The sequence below is a fragment of the Streptomyces sp. TLI_185 genome (assembly GCF_003814765.1).
Lineage (GTDB): Bacteria > Actinomycetota > Actinomycetes > Streptomycetales > Streptomycetaceae > Streptomyces.
This window is the reverse complement of record NZ_RKRB01000001.1, coordinates 3,214,083-3,231,700: the sequence shown is the minus strand read 5'-3', so window position 1 is coordinate 3,231,700 and position 17,618 is coordinate 3,214,083. Positions and strand designations below refer to the sequence as shown.

Genomic DNA, 17,618 nt, shown 5'->3' with positions numbered 1-17,618 from the left:
TCGAATACAGCCCCTCGCCCCTTCGGGGGCGCTTTACGCGCTCAGCGGGAATTCCCTGCCCAGCGCCTGGAAAACCGCAGTGTTCAAGGCGAAGGCGCGCTTGCACTCCGCAACGATCCGCTGCTTCTCGAGGTCGTCCGCACGCACCGCGTCCAACAGTTCTCGGTAATCCCTCTTGAACGCGGCCGGGTTGGAGATCCCCTCGAACACATAGAAGCGGACGCCGTCGCCCTTCCTCGCGAAACCCCACGTCTTCTCCGCCTTGCCGCGGATGATCTGGCCGCCGGAGAGATCGCCGAGGTAGCGGGTGTAGTGGTGGGCGACGTAGCCCGCCGGCCACTGCTCCGCGCACTCCCGTACCCGCGCCGCGTACTCCCCCGTTGCCGGAAGTGCGGACAGTCCCGCCCGCCATCCGGCGCCCCGCAGATGTGCCAGGTCCCGCTCCAGCGCCGTCAGCCGGAAGAGCTCCGGCCGGATGAAGGGTCCGGCCACCGGGTCGGACGCCAGCCGCTCGGCTCCGGCCTCCAACGCCTCGTACACGAACCACAGTTGCTCGGTGTAGCGCGCGTAGGCGTCCACGCCCAGCCGTCCGCCCAGCAGGTCGCTCATGAACGTCGAGGTCTCCGCCTCCATGTGCTGCTCGTGGGACGCGGTGCGGATGACGGTCGAGAAGGAGTCCATGAGCCCCATCTTCTAAGGTAAGGCTTACCTAAGTCAACGGTCTTCCCGACGGTTTGTCGGTAAAGTTGCCGACAGGTTGTCGGTAAAAGTGTACAAGAAAAGACCCGCCCCGGCAGAGGGGCGGGTCTTCGAAGATCGCCTGATGGCCGATGGCCGATGGCTACGGCAGTGTGAGGATCTCCGCCCCCGACTCCGTCACCACCAGCGTGTGCTCGAACTGAGCCGTCCGCTTCCGGTCCTTCGTGACGACCGTCCAGCCGTCGTCCCACATGTCGTACTCGTGCGTCCCGAGCGTCAGCATCGGCTCGATCGTGAACGTCATCCCGGGCTGGATGACCGTCGTGGCGTGCGGGCTGTCGTAGTGCGGGATGATCAGGCCCGAGTGGAAGGACGAGTTGATGCCGTGCCCGGTGAAGTCGCGGACCACCCCGTAGCCGAACCTCTTCGCGTACGACTCGATGACCCGGCCGATGATGTTGATCTGGCGACCCGGCCTGACCGCCTTGATCGCGCGGTTGAGGGACTCCCGGGTCCGCTCGACCAGCAGCCGGCTCTCCTCGTCGACGTCCCCGACCAGGTACGTCGCGTTGTTGTCGCCGTGCACCCCGCCGATGTACGCCGTCACGTCGAGGTTGACGATGTCGCCGTCGCGCAGCACCGTCGAGTCCGGAATGCCGTGGCAGATCACCTCGTTGACCGAGGTGCACAGGGACTTGGGGAAGCCGCGATAGCCGAGCGTCGACGGATAGGCGCCGTGGTCGCACATGTAGTCGTGCGCCACCTTGTCCAGTTCGTCGGTGGTGACCCCCGGGGCGATCAGCTTCGCCGCCTCCGCCATCGCCTGCGCGGCGATCCGGCCGGCGACCCGCATCGCCTCGATCGTCTCGGGCGTCTGCACCTCCGGCCCGGTGTACGGCGTCGGAGCGGGCTTGCCGACGTACTCGGGACGGCGGATGTTTCCGGGTACGGAACGGGTGGGGGACAGCTCCCCTGGTACGAGCAGCGACTGGCCAGACATGCCAGCGAGTCTAACCAGCGGCCATGGGGGAACATGTCGGTGGCGAGAGGAGCAGGTCATGCCCTTGTTCAAGAAGCGCACGGTCGGCAAGCCGGGCGAGTGGTACTACTGCCTGGAGCACAAGAAGGTCGAGGAGGGGCCGGAGTGCCCCGCGAAGGACCGTTTCGGGCCGTACGCCTCCCGGCAGGAGGCCGAGCACGCGATGGCGACGGCGCGCGAGCGCAACCTCGAATGGGAGAACGACCCCAAGTGGCACGACGCCCCGGCCACCACGCCTGACGACGACTGATCAGGTCTGCGCCGGTACGGCTGCCGAGGCGCGCCGGTCGCGCAGCCGTACCGCGTGCTCGTTCGTGCGCACGTCGTACGTCATCAGCTTCGGCAGGCACAGCGCCAGCAGTCCCACCGCGCCCGCGCACAGCAGCCCGCCCGACCAGACGGACGCGCGCACGCCCCACCAGGCGGCGAAACCGCCGGAGCGGACCTGGCCGACGGTCGGGCCGACCGAGTACGACAGCAGCTCGATCCCGGCGAGCCGGCCGCGCAGCTCGTCCGGGATCGTCTGGTTCCACATGGCCCCGCGGAAGATCCCGCTGACCATGTCGCAGCCGCCGGCCACGGTCAGGAACAGCAGGACGAGCCATACGTTGCCGACGACGCCGGCGGCCGCGATCGCCAGGCCCCACAGCGCGGCCGACAGGACCACCATCCGCCCGTGCCGGTGCACGCGTGAGGTCCAGCCGCCGGTCAGCCCCACCAGCATCGACCCGAACGGGACCGACGCGTACATCAGGCCCAGCGCCCAGTTCGCGTCCAACTCGTCTGCGAGGAAGGGCAGTACGGCGAGCGGCATCGCCAGGAACATCGCGGCGAGGTCCACGGCGTAGGTGCCGAGGAGTTCCTTGCGGCTCCAGGCGTACCGGGCGCCCTCCGCGATGGCCCTCAGCGACGGCTTCGCGGCCTCGTGCGCGGCGGGGGAGGCGGCGATGCGGACGATGAGGAGCACGGAGACGACGAAGGTCGCGAGGTCCGCGCCGTACGCCCAGCCGAGCCCCGCGTACGCCACGACCACGCCCGCCAGGGCCGGGCCGGCGACTCCGCCGACCGTCCAGCGCAGGGAGTTCAGGGCGGCCGCGGCGGGCATGTGCTCGTGGGCCACGATCCGCGGCCAGAGCGAGTCGATCGCCGGTCGCTGCACCGAGAAGAACGCGGAGGACAGGGCGGCGACGACGTACAGCGGCCAGACGGCCGGGTGCGGGAGCAGGGCGTTGGCCAGCAGCGCCGCGCTGAGCAGGCCCTGTCCGGCCTCCGTCCACACGATCAGCTTCCGCTTGTCGAGGGCGTCGGCGAGGGCGCCTCCGTACAGCCCGAACACGAGCAGTGGCAGCAGCTCCACGGCGCCGATCGCGCCGACTGCCGCGGTCGATCCGGTGAGTTCCTTCAACTGCACCGGCAGTGCGACGAACGTCAGAAAGCTCCCGAAGTTCGAGATCGTCCCCGACACCCACAGCCGCCGGAAGTCGACGGAGTCCCGCCAGGGGGCGAGGTCGGGGAGGAGTGCGCGCAGGCGGGAGGGGGGTTCGCGGTCGTCTTCGGTCACGAAGGGTCATGGTCGGCGGGGCCGCCCTCCGCGGGCAACCGCTTTTCGCCCCCGCCGCCCCTTCCCGTCCCGTCCCTGGGGGCTGCCGCCCCCAGACCCCCGCTTCGGCCTGAACGGCCTCGTCCTCAAAGGCCGGACGGGCTGAAAGATCAAGCCCCGGCCGGCGAAAATTCAGCCCCTCCGGCGTTTGAGGAGCGGGGGTCCGGGGGCTGGCCCCCGGTTCGGGACGGGTAGGGGCGGCGGGGGCGGCTGCATCGATCAGCGGCTCCGCCGCGGGCCCAGCCGGACGGGACGTCACCAGCGCGCCGGCGGCGGAGCCGTCAGTTGTTCCGCCAGCCGGTACAGGCGATCCCGCAGGCGCCGGTTCCCCCGAGGCGCCGGCAGCGCGTTCTCCCCGGCCGCCGCACTCACCAGATGCTGCACAGTATCCAGATCCAGCTCGGACCCCTCCGGCACAGCCAGCGACTCATGGGCCATCGAGGCGAGCTCACCCTCCCCCGCCCCGAGCGCCAACACCGTCGCCCCGGCCCGCCGCACGTCGTACACCCGCTCCAGCAGCGGACACCCCGGCCCGGCAGGCGCCACCACCAGCAGCGTCTCCCCCCGCCGCGCCGCCGCCAACCGCCCAAGACCCACCGCCAGATGCGCCGGATCCGACGGACGCGCCCCGTGCCGTACGAGCGTCGGCGTCAGCTCCGGTGTCCCCGACCACGCGGCCTCGTCCACCAGATGGGCCGCCAGATGCCACGGCTCGTACTCCTCCGTGCCCACCAGCAGCAGCCCCCCGCCGTGCGACACCACCGACCCGCGCAGCGCCCCCGCGAACCGCCGCGTGGCCCCCAACCACTCGGTCCCGGCGAGCACTTCACGCAGCAACGCGACACGTACGGCGTCCATGCCTGCGCATCCTGCCCCAGTCGGTCACCCGTGACCGGGCGTTCACCCTGAATTCGCCCGACCTGGCGACAGTGCGCGGATGACAGAAGCCACCGTCCCCTTCCGCGCCGGCCATGAGGGATACGCGAGTTACTCAGGTTCGCCTCGCGATGTGCGCGTCGGTCGCCTCTGCTGACCTGCTTTTCTGCTGGGGGCCCGGGGGTTGTCCCCCGGAATAATGCAGTACCGGATCCCGGCGGCGGTCGTCACCGCCAAGGGCACCCTCCTCGCCTTCTGCGAGGGCCGGGTCACTTCAACACCCGCAACGACTCCCCGTCGCCCGGCAACCGCGCCGACGCCCACTCCCAGGACGGCGGCAGGACCCTGCGCATCCCCTTCCGGCCGCAGGCCGGCCTCGAGGGCCCGGTGTGCGAGGGCAGCCTCCTCCAGCTCCGCGACCCGGACGTGCTGCTCTTCTCCGGCCCGGCCCACCCCGACGCCCGCGCCCTGATGACCGTCCGCGCCTCGACCGACAACGGCATGACCTGGCGCCCGGTGTACACGATGGACGGTCTGCCCGCCGCCTACTCCGACCTCGTCCGCATCGACGCCTCGACCGTCGGAATCCTCTACGAGACCGGGGACTTCGGCGCCTACGAGCGGATCGTCCTGCGACGGCTGCCCGTGACGCGGCTCACCTGACCCGCAGGGGTGGTCGGGGCGGACGTAAAGTCGGCCCATGACCTCTACCGACAGTGCTGCACAGACCCCCGCGAAGGCCCCCGCCAAGGACCCCTGGGACCTGCCCGACGTCTCCGGGCTCGTCGTCGGCGTCCTCGGTGGGACCGGGCCGCAGGGCAAGGGCCTCGCCTACCGGCTGGCCAGGGCCGGCCAGAAGGTGATCATCGGCTCGCGTGCCGCCGAGCGCGCCCAGGCCGCCGCGGACGAACTCGGGCACGGCATCGAGGGCGCCGACAACGCCGAGGCCGCGCGCCGCAGCGACGTCGTCATCGTCGCCGTACCGTGGGACGGCCACGGCAAGACGCTGGAGTCGCTGCGTGAGGAACTGGCCGGCAAGCTCGTCGTCGACTGCGTCAACCCGCTCGGCTTCGACAAGAAGGGCGCCTACGCGATCAAGCCGGAGGAGGGCAGCGCGGCCGAACAGGCCGCCGCCCTGCTGCCGGACTCCCGGGTCGCCGCCGCCTTCCACCACCTGTCGGCGGTCCTGCTCCAGGACCCGGAGATCGCCGAGATCGACACCGACGTGATGGTGCTGGGGGAGGAGCGGGCCGACGTCGAGATCGTGCAGGCGCTGGCCGGGCGCATCCCGGGCATGCGCGGCATCTTTGCCGGGCGGCTGCGCAACGCCCACCAGGTCGAGTCGCTGGTCGCCAACCTGATCTCCGTGAACCGCCGGTACAAGGCGCACGCCGGGCTCCGCGTCACGGACGTATGAGGGCGTGGGGGACACTGGAGCCGTAGCAGTGTCCCCGAGTCCGCCGACAGGAGCCGACCGCAATGCCCCGCCTTGGCATCTATGCCTTGATCGTCTTCATCCTCGCCGTGGCCGCGGCCGTGGTCTCCTTCGCGCAGGGCAGCTGGCTGGGGATCGTGTGGATCCTGCTCGCGGGGCTGTCCAGCAACATGTGCTGGTACTACTGGAAGCGGGGCCGGGCCGAGCGCCGGTCCTCCGTCACGGGCTGACCGAGCAGAACTCGTTCGTGCCCTGCCAGAAGCGGTAGAGCTCCTGACCGCAGTACGTGCCGAAGTCGCTGATTCCGAGGCTGCGCAGGATCGAGTCGATCACGTCGAAGAACGCGGTGTTGATCGACGGCACCCACAGCAGTGCGAACACGAACAGCAGGCCGAACGGCGCGAAGGGCTCCACCTGCCGCTTGATCCTGTACGACAGCCAGGGCTCGATGACGCCGTAGCCGTCCAGGCCGGGCACCGGCAGGAAGTTCAGGATGGCGGCCGTGACCTGGAGCAGGGCGAGGAAGGCCAGCGCGAACTGGAAGTCGCGCGGCACGCCGTCCAGCGCGTGCAGCCAGAACGGGGCGGTGCACACGGCCGCGAACAGGACGTTCGTCAGCGGCCCGGCCGCCGAGATGAGACTGTGCCGCCAGCGGCCCTTGATCCGCCCGCGCTCGATGAAGACGGCGCCGCCGGGCAGACCGATGCCGCCCATGATCACGAAGAGCACCGGCAGCATGATGCTCAGCAGCGCGTGCGTGTACTTCATGGGGTTCAGCGTGAGATAGCCCTTCGCACCGACCGAGATGTCGCCGCTGTGCAGGGCGGTACGCGCGTGTGCGTACTCGTGCAGACACAGGGAGACGATCCAGGCCGCCGTCACGAACAGGAACACGGCCACGCCCGGCTGCTCGGCGAACCCGGTCCAGGTGGCCCATCCCGTGACCGCCGTGACGGCCAGGATCCCGAGAAAGACGGGGCTGATCCTCCGGTCGCTACGGCTGGTGGTGGCGGTGGTCATGGGACTCCCTGGACTGTGCGTGCACGCGGTGGGACTGCCCGACGGTACCGGGCGTACGTGGAAAACGTCTCGCAGTGGGCCGGGGGTTCCGTGGAAGGGTGGGGACATGGGGGATCGGCATATGTTCTGCGCGGGACGGCTGCGGGGAATCGCCGGCGACGGGCCGGCGGGGACGAGCAGGGTTGCGTCGCCCCCGTGACCGCCCCGCCCAGCTCCACGCCGCTCACCCGAACCCCATGACCGCCCCCGACGTCAACGGAGACAATGGACCCCGTGCGCTATCGCATCCTCGGCACCACTCAGGCGCTCCGCCCCGACGGCACCCCTGTCCCGGTCGGCGGGGCGCGGCTGCGTGCTCTGTTGACCGTGCTGGCCCTGCGCGCCGGGCGCACCGTGTCTGCCGCCGTCCTGGTCGACGAGGTGTGGGGCGGTGACCCGCCCGCCGATGCGCCTGGTGCGCTGCAGGCGCTGGTCGGCCGGCTGCGGCGGGCGCTCGGCGCGGACGCCGTCGCCTCCGCCGAGGGCGGCTACCGGCTCGCGGCCCGGCCCGACGACGTCGACCTGCACCGTTTCGAGCGGCTGACCGGCGAGGGTACGCGCGCGCTCGCCGACGGCGACCCCGCCAAGGCGGCCGTCGTCCTCGACGACGCCCTCGGCCTGTGGCACGGGCCCGCCCTGGCCGACCTCCCCGACCGCACCGCGGAGGCGGCCCGCTGGGACACCCGCCGCCTCGACGCCCTGCGCACCCGCCACACCGCCGCCCTCGCCCTGGGCCATGCCGAGCAGTCTCTGCCCGAACTGACCGCCCTGTGCGACACCCACCCCCTCGACGAACCCCTCCAGGCCCTGCGCCTGCGCGCCCTGCGCGACGCGGGCCGCACGGCGGAGGCCCTGGCCGCGTTCGAGGACGTACGACGCCTCCTGGCGGACCGCCTGGGAGCGGACCCGGGGAGCGAACTGAGGGCGCTGTACGGGGAGTTGCTGCGACCGGATGAGCCGGGACACGGGCTTGGTGCCGACGTTCCGCTGGGTGGTTCCGGCCGGGGTGTCGGTGAGGGGTCGGGGGAGTTGCTGCGGTCGGAGGAGGGGGACGCGCGGGGACGAGGGTTTGGCGCCGGGGTCCCTGGAGGTGGTTCCGGCCGGGGTGTAGGTGAGGGGCGGGGGAGTGGTCGTCGGCGGAGGAGCGGGAGGTGCGGGGGCGCGGCCGCGGGGCCGGTGCTCCGTCGGGTGGTCGCGGGCGGGGTGTCGGTGAGGGGTCGGGGGAGTTGCTGCGGTCGGAGGAGGGGGACGCGCGGGGACGAGGGTTTGGCGCCGGGGTCCCTGGGGGTTCTGGCCGGGGTGTCGGTGAAGGGCCGGGGGAGTTGCTGCGGCCGGAGGATGGGGACTTGCGGGCGCGCGGCCGTGTGTCCGGCGATCCGGCGGGTGCTTCCGGGCGAGGTGTCGGTGAGCGGTCGGGAGGGCGGGACGGGCGGGGGCGTGGGAGTGGCGCCGGCGTCCCGTCGGACGGCTACGGGCGGAACAGTGGTGAGGGGGCGGTCGGTTGGTCGGGTGCCGTTGGTGGAGGGCCGGACGGTGCGGGCGCAGGGGCCGTGGTCGGCGGCCTGCCGGGTCGGGGGGCCGGCGCCCAAGGTACGGCGGCTGCCGCCCCCGCAGTCGATGCCCCTCGGCCCCCCGGCAACCTCCGCGCCCGCCTCACCTCCTTCGTCGGACGGGAGGGCGACATCGAGGCCATCCGCGGGGATCTCGCGGCGGCCCGGCTGGTCACGTTGCTCGGGCCCGGCGGGGCGGGGAAGACCCGGCTGTCGCAGGAGGCCGCCGAGACCGTGCGGTATGCGGCCCCGGACGGGGTGTGGCTGGCCGAGCTCGCGCCCGTCGACGACCCGGACGCCGTACCGGAGGCCGTGCTGACCGCCGTCGGGGCCCGCGAGACCGTGCTGTACGGCGCCGGTGCCGAGGCGATGCGGGCGGCAGGGGCCGAGCGGCACGACGACCCCGTCGAGCGGCTCGCCGAGCACTGCGGCCGGCGGCGCATGCTGATCGTCCTCGACAACTGCGAGCATGTCGTCGAGGCCGCCGCCCGGCTGGTGGAGGAGCTGCTCGAGCGCTGCCCTGAACTGACGGTGCTCGCCACCAGCCGTGAACCCCTGGGCGTACCGGGCGAGTTGCTGCGGCCCGTGGAGCCGTTGCCCGAGCCGGTCGCGCTGCGGCTGCTCGCCGACCGGGGCGCGGCCGCCAGGCCCGGGTTCCGGGTCGGCGAGGACCCCGAGGCGTGCGCCGAGATCTGCCGGCGGCTCGACGGGCTGCCGCTCGCGGTCGAGCTCGCCGCCGCCCGGCTCCGTATGTTGACGCCTCGTCAGATCGCCGACCGGCTCGACGACCGCTTCCGCCTCCTCACCTCCGGCAGCCGCACCGTCCTGCCCCGCCAGCAGACCCTGCGCGCGGTCGTCGACTGGTCCTGGGATCTGCTCGACGAGGAGGAGCGGGAGGTGCTGCGGAGGCTTTCCGTCTTCGCGGGCGGCTGTGATCTTGCCGCTGCCGAGGCCGTCTGCGGACCCGCAGCGCTGGAGGCCCTCGGTTCACTCGTCGACAAGTCCCTTGTGGTGGCCGCTCCTTCGGGCGACGGAGGCATGCGCTACCGGTTGCTCGAGACCGTCGCCGAGTACGCCGGCGAGCGCCTGGACGAGACGGGGCGGCGCCCGGAGACCGAGCGCGCGCATCTGACGTACTACCGCGAACTCGCCCGCACCACCGACCCGTTGCTGCGCGGCCCCGGCCAGCTCGCCGCCATCGAGCTGCTGGAGCGCGAGTACGAGAACCTGCGCACCGCCCTGCGCCACGCCGTCGCCGAGCGCGACGAACAGGAAGGCCTCTGCCTGATCCTGTCGCTGGCCTGGTACTGGCAGATGCGTGACGCCCGCATCGAGGCCCGCAACTGGTGCGTCGAGGTCATGGCCCTCGGCCCCGACCCCTTCACCGCCCCCGCCCGGCGCGCCGAACCGGTCTGGCAGCGCTGCACCGACGTCCCGCCCCCGCTGTCCGGCGAACTCCTCGCCGAGGCCCGCCGCGGGGTCCATCTCGCCCATCTGGCCTGCATGGACACCGAGTTGGAGGCCTGGGAGTCCCCCCAGGCGAAGGAGAAGCTGCGCACCATAACCGAGGTCTACCGGCCCGGCCTCCCGCAGAACTGCCGTACGCCCGGCATTCTCTGGTTCTACGCCGTGATGCTGACCGGCAGCGTGGACCGGCTGCCCGGGATCCTCGACGCCAGCGTCGACACCTGCCGGGCCACCCCGGGCATGGAGTGGGAACTCGCCGCCACCCTGCAGATGCGCGCCAACCTCCTCGCCAACCGCAGCGACTGGGCGGGTGACGCGCAGCGCGACGCGGGCGAGTCGCTGGAGATCTACCGGCGGATCGGCGACCTGTGGGGCACCGCCGAGGCGCTGTCCGCCCGCGGCGAGGCCCATGAACGGATCGGCGAGTACGCGGCGGCCGCCGCCGACTACGAGGCGGCGATGGAACGCGCCGAACGGCTCGGCGCCCGCGCCCAGATGGCCGTGCTCGGCGCCCGGCTCGGCAGCGCGCTCCTGGAGGCGGGCGAGACGGAGCGGGGCGAGCAGCTGCTGCGCGAGGTGATCGAGCGGAAGGACGGCTCGGGCAACGAGGCCATGCCCGCCGCCCGGATGTTCCTCGCCGGCAGGCTCGCCATGACCGGCCGGATACAGGAGGCGCGCGAGCAACTGCGGCTGCTGCGCGAGGAGTTCAGGATCGCCCACTTCATCGTCTTCGATGCGTTCATCCTCGGCTCGGAGGCCTTCGTGGAGGCGGCCGACGGCCACTACGAGCAATCCCTGGACAAGGCCCGGCAGGCGCTCCAACGGGCCGGCGACCCGCTGTCCGAGGCCATCGCCCCGCACATGCGCCCGCTGTATCTGGCCCTCGCCGCGATCGGCCTCGCCGGTGCAAACGGCGGCAGCCGGGCCCGGGACGCCGCCCGCTGCATCGGGACCGCCCAGACCCTGCTGCCCGCCGGCCATGTTGCGACGTCCCTGGAGTGCGAGGTGTACGCCCTGGCCGAACGGCTCGCGCGCGCGTCCCTCGGCGACGAGGCGTACGAGTCCGCCCACGCGGAGGGCGGCGGCCTCTCCGCGGAGGAGGCCGCCGCCCTGGTCTGACGCGGACCGAAGCACACCTGGGGCTGCGTCAGCTCTTGGTACGGAACTTGTGGATCGCGTACGGCGCCGCGACCGCCGTGATCGCCACGGACCAGCCGAGCGTCATCCACAGGTCGTGCGCGACCGGGCCGCCCACCATCAGTCCGCGCGCCGCGTCGGCGAGCGTGGACAGCGGGTTGTAGTCGGTGAAGGTCTGCAGCCAGCCCGGCATGTTCTTCGGCGGCGCGAAGATCGACGAGCCGAACTGCAGGGGGAACAGCACCAGGAAGCCCATCGCCTGCACGGACTGTGCGTTCTTCAGGACCACGCCCAGGGTGAGGAACACCCACATGATCGACGAGGCGAACACCGCGGAGAGGCCCACCGTCGCGAACAGACCGCCCCAGTGGTGGATGTCGAAGCCGACCAGCACGGCGACGATCATCAGCACGGTCGTGGCGAACAGCATGCGCGCCAGCTCGACCGCGATCTTCGCGAACAGCACCGAGCCGCGCCCGATCGGCAGGGACCGGAAGCGGTCCATGACACCGGAGTTGAAGTCCTGGCTGAAGCCGGTGCCCACGCCCTGCGACATCGACATGCTCATCATCGCGAGCATGCCGGGGATGACGTACTGGACGTAGCCGTGCTGGCCGCCGCCCAGTGCCTGCCCGATCGAGCCGCCGAAGACGTACACGAACAGCAGGGTGAAGATGATCGGCATCAGCAGCGCGTCGAACATCGACTCGGGGTCCTGCTTGATCCACAGCAGGTTGCGGCGTATCAGGGCGCCGGTGTGGCGCAGGTGGCCGCGCAGCGGGATGTGCGCATCGGCGGCCGGAGCGGTGGCGGTTGCCGCGCTCATACGGCGACCTCCTCGAGGGTGTCGGTGGGTACGGCGTCCTGTGGGGCACTGGCGCGGTGGCCGGTGAGGGACAGGAACACCTCGTCCAGGCTGGGCAGTTCGGTGGTGATGGAGCTGATCGTGATGCCCTGAGCGATGACCACGCCGGCCACCGCGGTCAGCTGTTCGTCGCTGAGGATCGGCACGAGCACGGAACCGCTCTCGGTGTCGACGGTCGTCGTGGCGAGCCCGGTGATGCCGAGGTCGTCGAGGGTGGCGGCGAGCGGTCGCAGCTGCTGCGGATCGGCGGGCCGCACCCGCAGCGTCCGTCCGCCCACCTTGGCCTTCAGCTCGTCGATCGCACCGCCGGCGATGACCTTGCCGCGGTCCACGACGGTCAGCTCGGTGGCGAGCTGCTCGGCCTCCTCCATGTACTGGGTGGTGAGCAGCACGGTCACGCCCTCGCCGACCATGGTCTTGACCTCGGCCCACACCTCGTTGCGGGTGCGCGGGTCGAGTCCGGTGGTCGGCTCGTCGAGGAACAGCACCGCGGGCCGCCCGATCATCGAGGCGGCCAGGTCCAGCCGCCGCCGCATACCGCCGGAGTAGGTGCTCGCTGGCCGCTTGGCGGCGTCGGTGAGCGAGAACCGCTCCAGCAGCTCGTCGGCACGCGCGCGTGCGTCCTTGCGGGGCAGGTCGAGCAGCCGCCCGATCATGTACAGGTTCTCCCAGCCGGGGAGCTTCTCGTCGACGGAGGCGTACTGCCCGGTGAGACCTATCACCCGGCGCAGCTGCCGGGGCTGCCGCAGGACGTCGTATCCGGCGACGGTCGCCTGCCCCGAGGTCGGGGCGAGCAGGGTGGACAGGATCCGCACGAGGGTGGTCTTGCCGGCGCCGTTCGGCCCGAGCACACCCATCACGGTGCCCTCGCGCACATCCAGGTCGACACCGTCCAGCGCCTTGGTCTCGCCGTAGTGCTTGACCAGCCCCCGCACGGTGACGGCGCTACCGCCGTCGCTGGGGTTCTTGTCGATTCGCGTCATGACAACGAAGGTGACAGCGCCGACCGACAAACGACCGACAGCTCACCGACACCGCCCTGTCGGCACCTACAGACCGCCGACAGCAATTTCAGCCCGTCCGGCGTTTGAGGACGAGGCCGTTCAGGCCGAAGCGGGGGTCTGGGGGCGCAGCCCCCAGGGACGGGACGGGAAGGGGCGGCGGGGGCGAGAAAACAAACCGGCAGCCCGCCGACGGGGGAAATCGGCGGGCTGCCTCTGTGCCACTGTGGCTCTGCTGGACGGATTTCTAGTGGCTAGTGGACGGAGTTCTCCTCCGACGGGAACGCCCCGCCGACCACGTCCTCCGCAAACTCCTTCACCGCGTTCCCCATGACCTCACGCAGGTTCGCGTACTTCTTGACGAACTTCGGCACCCGGCCGGAGGTCAGCCCCAGCATGTCCGTCCACACCAGCACCTGCGCATCCGTCTCGGGACCGGCCCCGATCCCCACCGTCGGAATGTGCAGCACCCGCGTCACCTCGGCCGCCAGCTCCGCCGGCACCAGCTCCAGCACGACCGCGAACGCACCCGCGTCCTGCACGGCCTTCGCGTCCCGCAGCAGCTGCTGGGCCGCCTCCTCGCCGCGCCCCTGCACCCGGTAGCCCATCGCGTTCACGGACTGCGGGGTCAGCCCGATGTGGGCCATGACCGGGATGCCGGACTCGACGAGCAGCCGGATCTGCTCGTGCGACCGCTCGCCGCCCTCCAGCTTCACGGCACCCACCCCGGCGTCCTTCACCAGCCGGGTCGCCGAGCGCAGCGCCTGCACCGGACCCTCCTGGTAGGAGCCGAAGGGAAGGTCGCCGACGATCAGGGCGCGCTGCGTACCGCGTACGACGGCCGCGGACAGCATGGTCATCTCGTCCATGGTGACGGGCACGGTGGTCTCGTACCCGAGGTGGCAGTTGCCCGCCGAGTCGCCGACGAGGATCACCGGGATGCCGGCCTCGTCGAAGACGGACGCGGTCATCGCGTCGTAGGCGGTGAGCATGGGCCACTTCTCGCCGCGTTCCTTGGCGAGGGCGATGTCGCGAACGGTGATACGGCGTGTGCCCTTGCCTCCATACAGCGCCTTGCTGCCGTCGGAGGGCCTGTTCTGGACAGTCTGGGCAGCCGAAAGCTGCGTCATTGCAACGGCTCCTTCAGTCATCTCGAGGCGCCCTGACGGCGTCCCCGGATCACCCCCATGGTGGCACTTCGTGCCAGCCAGGGCCAGAGGGAACTCCGTCACGTACGGCACGCAGGGCCGGACGTAAGGTCCAGGTAAAACATTTACGATACGGCACCGTCTCGTATCGGAATTCGCCTAGCCTGGACGGCATGACGACTCCCCCCGTTCCCGCACCCCGGATACCGGAGGCGGTGCACCGGCGCCGCTGGGCCATCCTCGGCGTCCTGATGCTCAGCCTGCTGATCGTGGTGCTCGACAACTCGATCCTGAACGTCGCCATCAAGACGATCTCCACCCCGGCCCCGACCGGGCTGGGCGCCACGCAGAGCGAGCTGGAGTGGGCGATCAACGCCTACACGCTCGTCTTCGCGGGTCTACTGTTCACCGCGGGCCTGCTCGGCGACCGGCTCGGACGCAAGAAGGTCCTGCTCGGCGGGCTCGCCGTGTTCGGCATCGGGTCCGCGCTGGCCGCGGAGTCCGGCTCACCCACCCAGCTCATCGCCTTCCGCGCGCTGATGGGCCTCGGCGCCGCCTTCGTCATGCCGGCCACCCTCGCGGTCCTCATGAACGTCTTCGAGCGGGAGGAGCAGCCGAAGGCCATCGGCATCTGGGCGGGCGGCGTCGGTCTGGCCATCGCCATCGGGCCGATCACCGGCGGTGTGCTCCTCGACCACTTCTGGTGGGGCTCCGTCTTCCTCATCAACGTGCCGATCGTGCTGCTCGCCCTCGCGCTGATGCTGTGGCTGGTCCCCGACTCCCGCGACCCGAGGCCGGGCCGCGTGGACCCCGTCGGTGTCGTCCTGTCCGTGGTCGGCCTCGTCCTGCTCGTCTACGGCATCATCAAGGGCGGCGAACTCGCCGACTTCGCGGACGCCAAGGTGCTGTCGACGATCGCCGCCGGCCTTGTCGTGCTCGCCGGCTTCATCGTGTTCGAGAAGCGCAGCGACCACCCGTCGCTCGACGTCACCTACTTCCGGAACAAGGTCTTCTCGGCCGCCATGGCCGCCATCGCGCTGGTCTTCTTCGCGCTCATGGGCGTGACCTTCTTCTCCGTCTTCTACACCCAGAGCGTGCGCGGCTACTCGCCGCTGCAGACCGGTCTGCTGATGCTGCCGCTGGCCGCCGCCCAGCTGATCTTCGCGCCGCGCGCCCGGCTGGTCGTGGACCGCTTCGGCAACAAGGCCACCACCACGGGCGGCATGGTGATCATCGCTGCGATGCTGGCCGCGTTCGCCACGCTGGACGCGGACACCCCGATCTGGCTCCTCGAGGTCATCTTCTTCCTCATGGGCACCGGGATGGCACACATCATGACGCCGACCAGCGTCGTCATCATGCAGGCCCTGCCCCGCGAGAAGGCCGGCTCCGCGTCCGCGCTCAGCAACACCTTCCGCCAGGTCGGCGGCGCCCTCGGTATCGCGGTCCTCGGCTCCGTCCTGTCCACGGCCTACCGCAACGGCATCGAGGGCAAGCTCGGCCCGCTGCCCGCCGGCCTGCGTGACACCGCTGGCGAGTCCATCGAGGCCACCCTCGGCGTCGCCGCCAAACTCGGTCCGCAGGGCAGGGCCCTGGTCACCCCGGCCAACGACGCGTTCCTGCACGCGATGCACATCACCGCGCTGTGGGGAGCGGGCGTGGCGGTCGTCGGCGCGGCCGTCGTGGCCCTGTTCCTGCCCGGGAAGCCGCCGGCCCGTCAGGAGGGCGAGGAGGAGCAGGAGTTGGTGGCCGCGGCGGAATAGCGTCTTCCGCAGTACTGGGGGGCAACGGGGAGAATCGCTCCAGCACGACGAAGGGACGCAGAAGTGAGCCTCGCCGACAGCCCGGCCCCTCCCGGGGTGCCCGCACGGGGACGCCCCCGCAGTGAGGCGGTCGAACGCGCCGTCATAGAGGGCGTGATGAAGCTCCTGGAGGACGGCGTCCCGCTCGCCGAACTCTCCATCGAGCGCATCGCCCGCACGGCGGGCGTCGGCAAGGCCACCATCTACCGCCGCTGGAACGGTAAGGAGGAGCTCTTCGTCGACGTCGTACGCGCCGCCGAGCCCCCGGACCCCGAACTCCCCGGCACGTCCATGCGCGACGACCTCGTGGCTCTCCTGGAGCAGCTGCGGCAGCGCGGCGTCATGACCCGCACCTCCGTGCTCCTGCACAACGTGTTCGCCCAGATGAAGAGCAGCCCGAAGGTCTGGGCCGCCTACCACGCCTCCGTCGTCCGGCCGCGGCGCAGACTGCAGATCGAGATCCTGCGCCGCGGCCAGCAGAACGGCGAACTCCGCGAGGACCTCGACCTCGAGCTGGTCAACGACCTGATCGTCGGCCCCATGCTGCTGCGCACCGTCATGCGCCCGGCGGTGGAGGAGGAGACCGACCTCTCCGAGGGCCTGTCGGAGCGGATCGTGGACACGCTCCTCGAAGGGCTACGACCCGTCAAATCCTCAACCACCTAACCCGAATGTGCGCGTTGCGTCACAGAGGGCGCTTTCCGGGGCCGCATTCGGAACTCCCCGCGCCGGGTTCGTCGTCCTCGTGCCCGTACGGCCGTCATGCGACGGCAGGGACAGGCTCGATCATCCCCTAGGGTTTCGGACAGGGGGGATGGACGAGTTGCACGGCAGGCAGTGAGGCGACGCGGTATGGCGCAGCAGGCGTATGTGACGGAGACGGACAACGGCGGCTCGGGGCCCGAGCACCGGGGAGACCGGCTCCGGCGCCTGCTCGACCGCCTGGTCTCCGGATGGCGCGGCGACCCGAGAATCTGGCGCCGCGGCCTCGTCGTCGCCGCGCTCGCGGTGGTCCTCGCCCTGGTCATGCTGCTGCACGCCCGGATCCCCAACCGCATCGGCAACCTGGGCAGCCTCACCGAGACCTTCCTGCCCTGGCTGGGCCTCCTGGTCCCGGTGCTGCTCCTGCTCGCCCTGGTGCGCAGGTCGGCGACCGCGCTGATCGCGGTGGTGCTGCCGGCGGCCGTTTGGCTGAACCTTTTCGGCGGGCTGCTCACCGACAAGACCGTCGGCGGCGGCGACCTGACCGTCGCCACGCACAACGTCAACGCCGACAACCCCGACCCCTCGGGCACGGCCCGTGACGTGGCCGCGTCCGGCGCGGACGTGCTGGCCCTGGAGGAGCTGACCGCGTCGGCGGTGCCGGTGTACGAGAAGGCGCTGGCCTCGACGTACAAGTACCACTCGGTGCAGGGCACCGTCGGACTGTGGAGCAAGTACCCCATGACCGGGGTCGGGGCCGTCGACATCAAGCTGGGCTGGACCCGGGCCATGCGCGCCACGGTGACCACGCCCGAGGGGCAGGTCGCCTTCTACGTCGCCCACCTCCCGTCCGTGCGGGTGAAGCTGGAAGCCGGGTTCACGGCCCGGCAGCGCGACACGAGCGCCAACGCGCTGGGCGAGGCCATCTCGCACGAGCCGCTGAAGCGGAAGGTGCTGCTCGGCGATCTGAACGGCACGATGAACGACCGCGCCCTCAATGGCGTCACCTCCCAGATGCGTTCCACGCAGGGCGCGGCGGGCAGCGGGTTCGGGTTCAGCTGGCCGGCCTCGTTCCCGATGGCGCGGATCGACCAGATCATGGTCCAGGGCATCGAGCCGGTGACCTCGTGGACGCTGCCCAGGACCGGGAGCGACCACCTGCCGATCGCGGCCCGTGTGAGCCTCGACACCAGCTCTTGACCTCCTGGAATACAGGGCCCGAGAGACTTTGTTCCGCA

The 17,618-nt window shown here is 71.2% G+C and carries 15 protein-coding genes and 2 pseudogenes; 9 read left to right on the top strand and 8 right to left on the bottom strand.

Annotation, left to right across the window (positions count from 1 at the left end; all coding sequences use genetic code 11):
• Positions 1-33: 33 nt before the first annotated feature.
• Positions 34-681, bottom strand: a complete 648-nt coding sequence (locus EDD92_RS14675) for a heme oxygenase (biliverdin-producing) (RefSeq protein WP_123964723.1) — start codon at positions 679-681, stop codon at positions 34-36.
• Between the two features lie 160 nt (positions 682-841).
• The gene (gene map / locus EDD92_RS14670) at positions 842-1,699 is read right to left on the bottom strand and encodes a type I methionyl aminopeptidase (RefSeq protein WP_123964722.1); all 858 of its coding nucleotides are present in this window, start codon (positions 1,697-1,699) and stop codon (positions 842-844) included.
• Between the two features lie 58 nt (positions 1,700-1,757).
• Between map and EDD92_RS14665 the strand changes: the two genes are divergently transcribed.
• Entirely contained in the window at positions 1,758-1,988 is a 231-nt protein-coding gene (locus tag EDD92_RS14665; protein ID WP_123964721.1) for a hypothetical protein, read from the top strand.
• Here EDD92_RS14665 and EDD92_RS14660 read toward each other — a convergent pair whose 3' ends face one another.
• The gene (locus EDD92_RS14660; protein ID WP_123964720.1) at positions 1,989-3,299 is read right to left on the bottom strand and encodes an MFS transporter; all 1,311 of its coding nucleotides are present in this window, start codon (positions 3,297-3,299) and stop codon (positions 1,989-1,991) included.
• Positions 3,300-3,593: 294 nt separating this feature from the next.
• Positions 3,594-4,196, bottom strand: a complete 603-nt coding sequence (locus EDD92_RS14655) for a hypothetical protein (protein ID WP_123964719.1) — start codon at positions 4,194-4,196, stop codon at positions 3,594-3,596.
• A gap of 279 nt (positions 4,197-4,475) precedes the next feature.
• On the opposite strand from EDD92_RS14655, the pseudogene EDD92_RS14650 reads away from it, so the two are divergent.
• The 3 genes and pseudogenes from EDD92_RS14650 to EDD92_RS14640 form a co-directional block, all read left to right on the top strand.
• Positions 4,476-4,877, top strand: a pseudogene (locus tag EDD92_RS14650) (exo-alpha-sialidase); the annotation flags it as partial.
• Positions 4,878-4,914: 37 nt separating this feature from the next.
• The gene (gene npdG, locus EDD92_RS14645) at positions 4,915-5,631 is read left to right on the top strand and encodes an NADPH-dependent F420 reductase (protein ID WP_099928399.1); all 717 of its coding nucleotides are present in this window, start codon (positions 4,915-4,917) and stop codon (positions 5,629-5,631) included.
• A gap of 62 nt (positions 5,632-5,693) precedes the next feature.
• The gene (locus EDD92_RS14640) at positions 5,694-5,879 is read left to right on the top strand and encodes a hypothetical protein (protein ID WP_123964718.1); all 186 of its coding nucleotides are present in this window, start codon (positions 5,694-5,696) and stop codon (positions 5,877-5,879) included.
• On the opposite strand, the gene EDD92_RS14635 is transcribed toward EDD92_RS14640, so the two are convergent.
• Positions 5,869-6,669: a site-2 protease family protein gene (locus tag EDD92_RS14635; RefSeq protein WP_123964717.1), complete on the bottom strand. Its 801-nt coding sequence runs from the start codon at positions 6,667-6,669 to the stop codon at positions 5,869-5,871. The genes EDD92_RS14640 and EDD92_RS14635 overlap by 11 nt on opposite strands.
• A gap of 264 nt (positions 6,670-6,933) precedes the next feature.
• On the opposite strand from EDD92_RS14635, the pseudogene EDD92_RS51080 reads away from it, so the two are divergent.
• Together EDD92_RS51080 and EDD92_RS14630 are read left to right on the top strand one after the other, a co-directional pair.
• Positions 6,934-7,668 (top strand): annotated as a pseudogene (locus EDD92_RS51080) (BTAD domain-containing putative transcriptional regulator); the annotation flags it as partial.
• Between the two features lie 404 nt (positions 7,669-8,072).
• Complete coding sequence (locus tag EDD92_RS14630; protein ID WP_260326532.1) at positions 8,073-10,844, top strand: AAA family ATPase; 2,772 nt, start codon at positions 8,073-8,075, stop codon at positions 10,842-10,844.
• A 28-nt stretch (positions 10,845-10,872) separates the two neighbouring features.
• Here EDD92_RS14630 and EDD92_RS14625 read toward each other — a convergent pair whose 3' ends face one another.
• From EDD92_RS14625 to panB, 3 genes are all read right to left on the bottom strand, one after another.
• Positions 10,873-11,688: an ABC transporter permease gene (locus EDD92_RS14625; protein WP_123964716.1), complete on the bottom strand. Its 816-nt coding sequence runs from the start codon at positions 11,686-11,688 to the stop codon at positions 10,873-10,875.
• Positions 11,685-12,710 carry an ATP-binding cassette domain-containing protein gene (locus tag EDD92_RS14620; protein ID WP_123964715.1) on the bottom strand — a complete coding sequence of 342 codons (1,026 nt, stop codon included), beginning with the start codon at positions 12,708-12,710 and terminating at the stop codon, positions 11,685-11,687. The genes EDD92_RS14625 and EDD92_RS14620 overlap by 4 nt, the downstream gene beginning before the upstream one ends.
• A 272-nt stretch (positions 12,711-12,982) precedes the next feature.
• Positions 12,983-13,858: a 3-methyl-2-oxobutanoate hydroxymethyltransferase gene (gene panB, locus EDD92_RS14610; protein ID WP_030932321.1), complete on the bottom strand. Its 876-nt coding sequence runs from the start codon at positions 13,856-13,858 to the stop codon at positions 12,983-12,985.
• A 191-nt stretch (positions 13,859-14,049) separates the two neighbouring features.
• On the opposite strand from panB, the gene EDD92_RS14605 reads away from it, so the two are divergent.
• From EDD92_RS14605 to EDD92_RS14595, 3 genes are all read left to right on the top strand, one after another.
• Positions 14,050-15,639: an MFS transporter gene (locus EDD92_RS14605; RefSeq protein ID WP_123964714.1), complete on the top strand. Its 1,590-nt coding sequence runs from the start codon at positions 14,050-14,052 to the stop codon at positions 15,637-15,639.
• A gap of 63 nt (positions 15,640-15,702) precedes the next feature.
• Positions 15,703-16,344: a TetR/AcrR family transcriptional regulator gene (locus EDD92_RS14600; protein WP_185124015.1), complete on the top strand. Its 642-nt coding sequence runs from the start codon at positions 15,703-15,705 to the stop codon at positions 16,342-16,344.
• 186 nt (positions 16,345-16,530) lie between these two features.
• Complete coding sequence (locus EDD92_RS14595; protein ID WP_123964713.1) at positions 16,531-17,580, top strand: endonuclease/exonuclease/phosphatase family protein; 1,050 nt, start codon at positions 16,531-16,533, stop codon at positions 17,578-17,580.
• The last annotated feature ends 38 nt before the right edge of the window (positions 17,581-17,618 follow it).

Coding starts and splice junctions, on each gene's coding strand:
- EDD92_RS14675 (WP_123964723.1), bottom strand. CDS start 681: ATGGACTCCTTCTCGACCGTCATCCGCACCGCGTCCCACGAGCAGCAC.
- map (WP_123964722.1), bottom strand. CDS start 1,699: ATGTCTGGCCAGTCGCTGCTCGTACCAGGGGAGCTGTCCCCCACCCGT.
- EDD92_RS14665 (WP_123964721.1), top strand. CDS start 1,758: ATGCCCTTGTTCAAGAAGCGCACGGTCGGCAAGCCGGGCGAGTGGTAC.
- EDD92_RS14655 (WP_123964719.1), bottom strand. CDS start 4,196: ATGGACGCCGTACGTGTCGCGTTGCTGCGTGAAGTGCTCGCCGGGACC.
- npdG (WP_099928399.1), top strand. CDS start 4,915: ATGACCTCTACCGACAGTGCTGCACAGACCCCCGCGAAGGCCCCCGCC.
- EDD92_RS14640 (WP_123964718.1), top strand. CDS start 5,694: ATGCCCCGCCTTGGCATCTATGCCTTGATCGTCTTCATCCTCGCCGTG.
- EDD92_RS14635 (WP_123964717.1), bottom strand. CDS start 6,669: ATGACCACCGCCACCACCAGCCGTAGCGACCGGAGGATCAGCCCCGTC.
- EDD92_RS14625 (WP_123964716.1), bottom strand. CDS start 11,688: ATGAGCGCGGCAACCGCCACCGCTCCGGCCGCCGATGCGCACATCCCG.
- EDD92_RS14620 (WP_123964715.1), bottom strand. CDS start 12,710: ATGACGCGAATCGACAAGAACCCCAGCGACGGCGGTAGCGCCGTCACC.
- panB (WP_030932321.1), bottom strand. CDS start 13,858: ATGACGCAGCTTTCGGCTGCCCAGACTGTCCAGAACAGGCCCTCCGAC.
- EDD92_RS14605 (WP_123964714.1), top strand. CDS start 14,050: ATGACGACTCCCCCCGTTCCCGCACCCCGGATACCGGAGGCGGTGCAC.
- EDD92_RS14595 (WP_123964713.1), top strand. CDS start 16,531: ATGGCGCAGCAGGCGTATGTGACGGAGACGGACAACGGCGGCTCGGGG.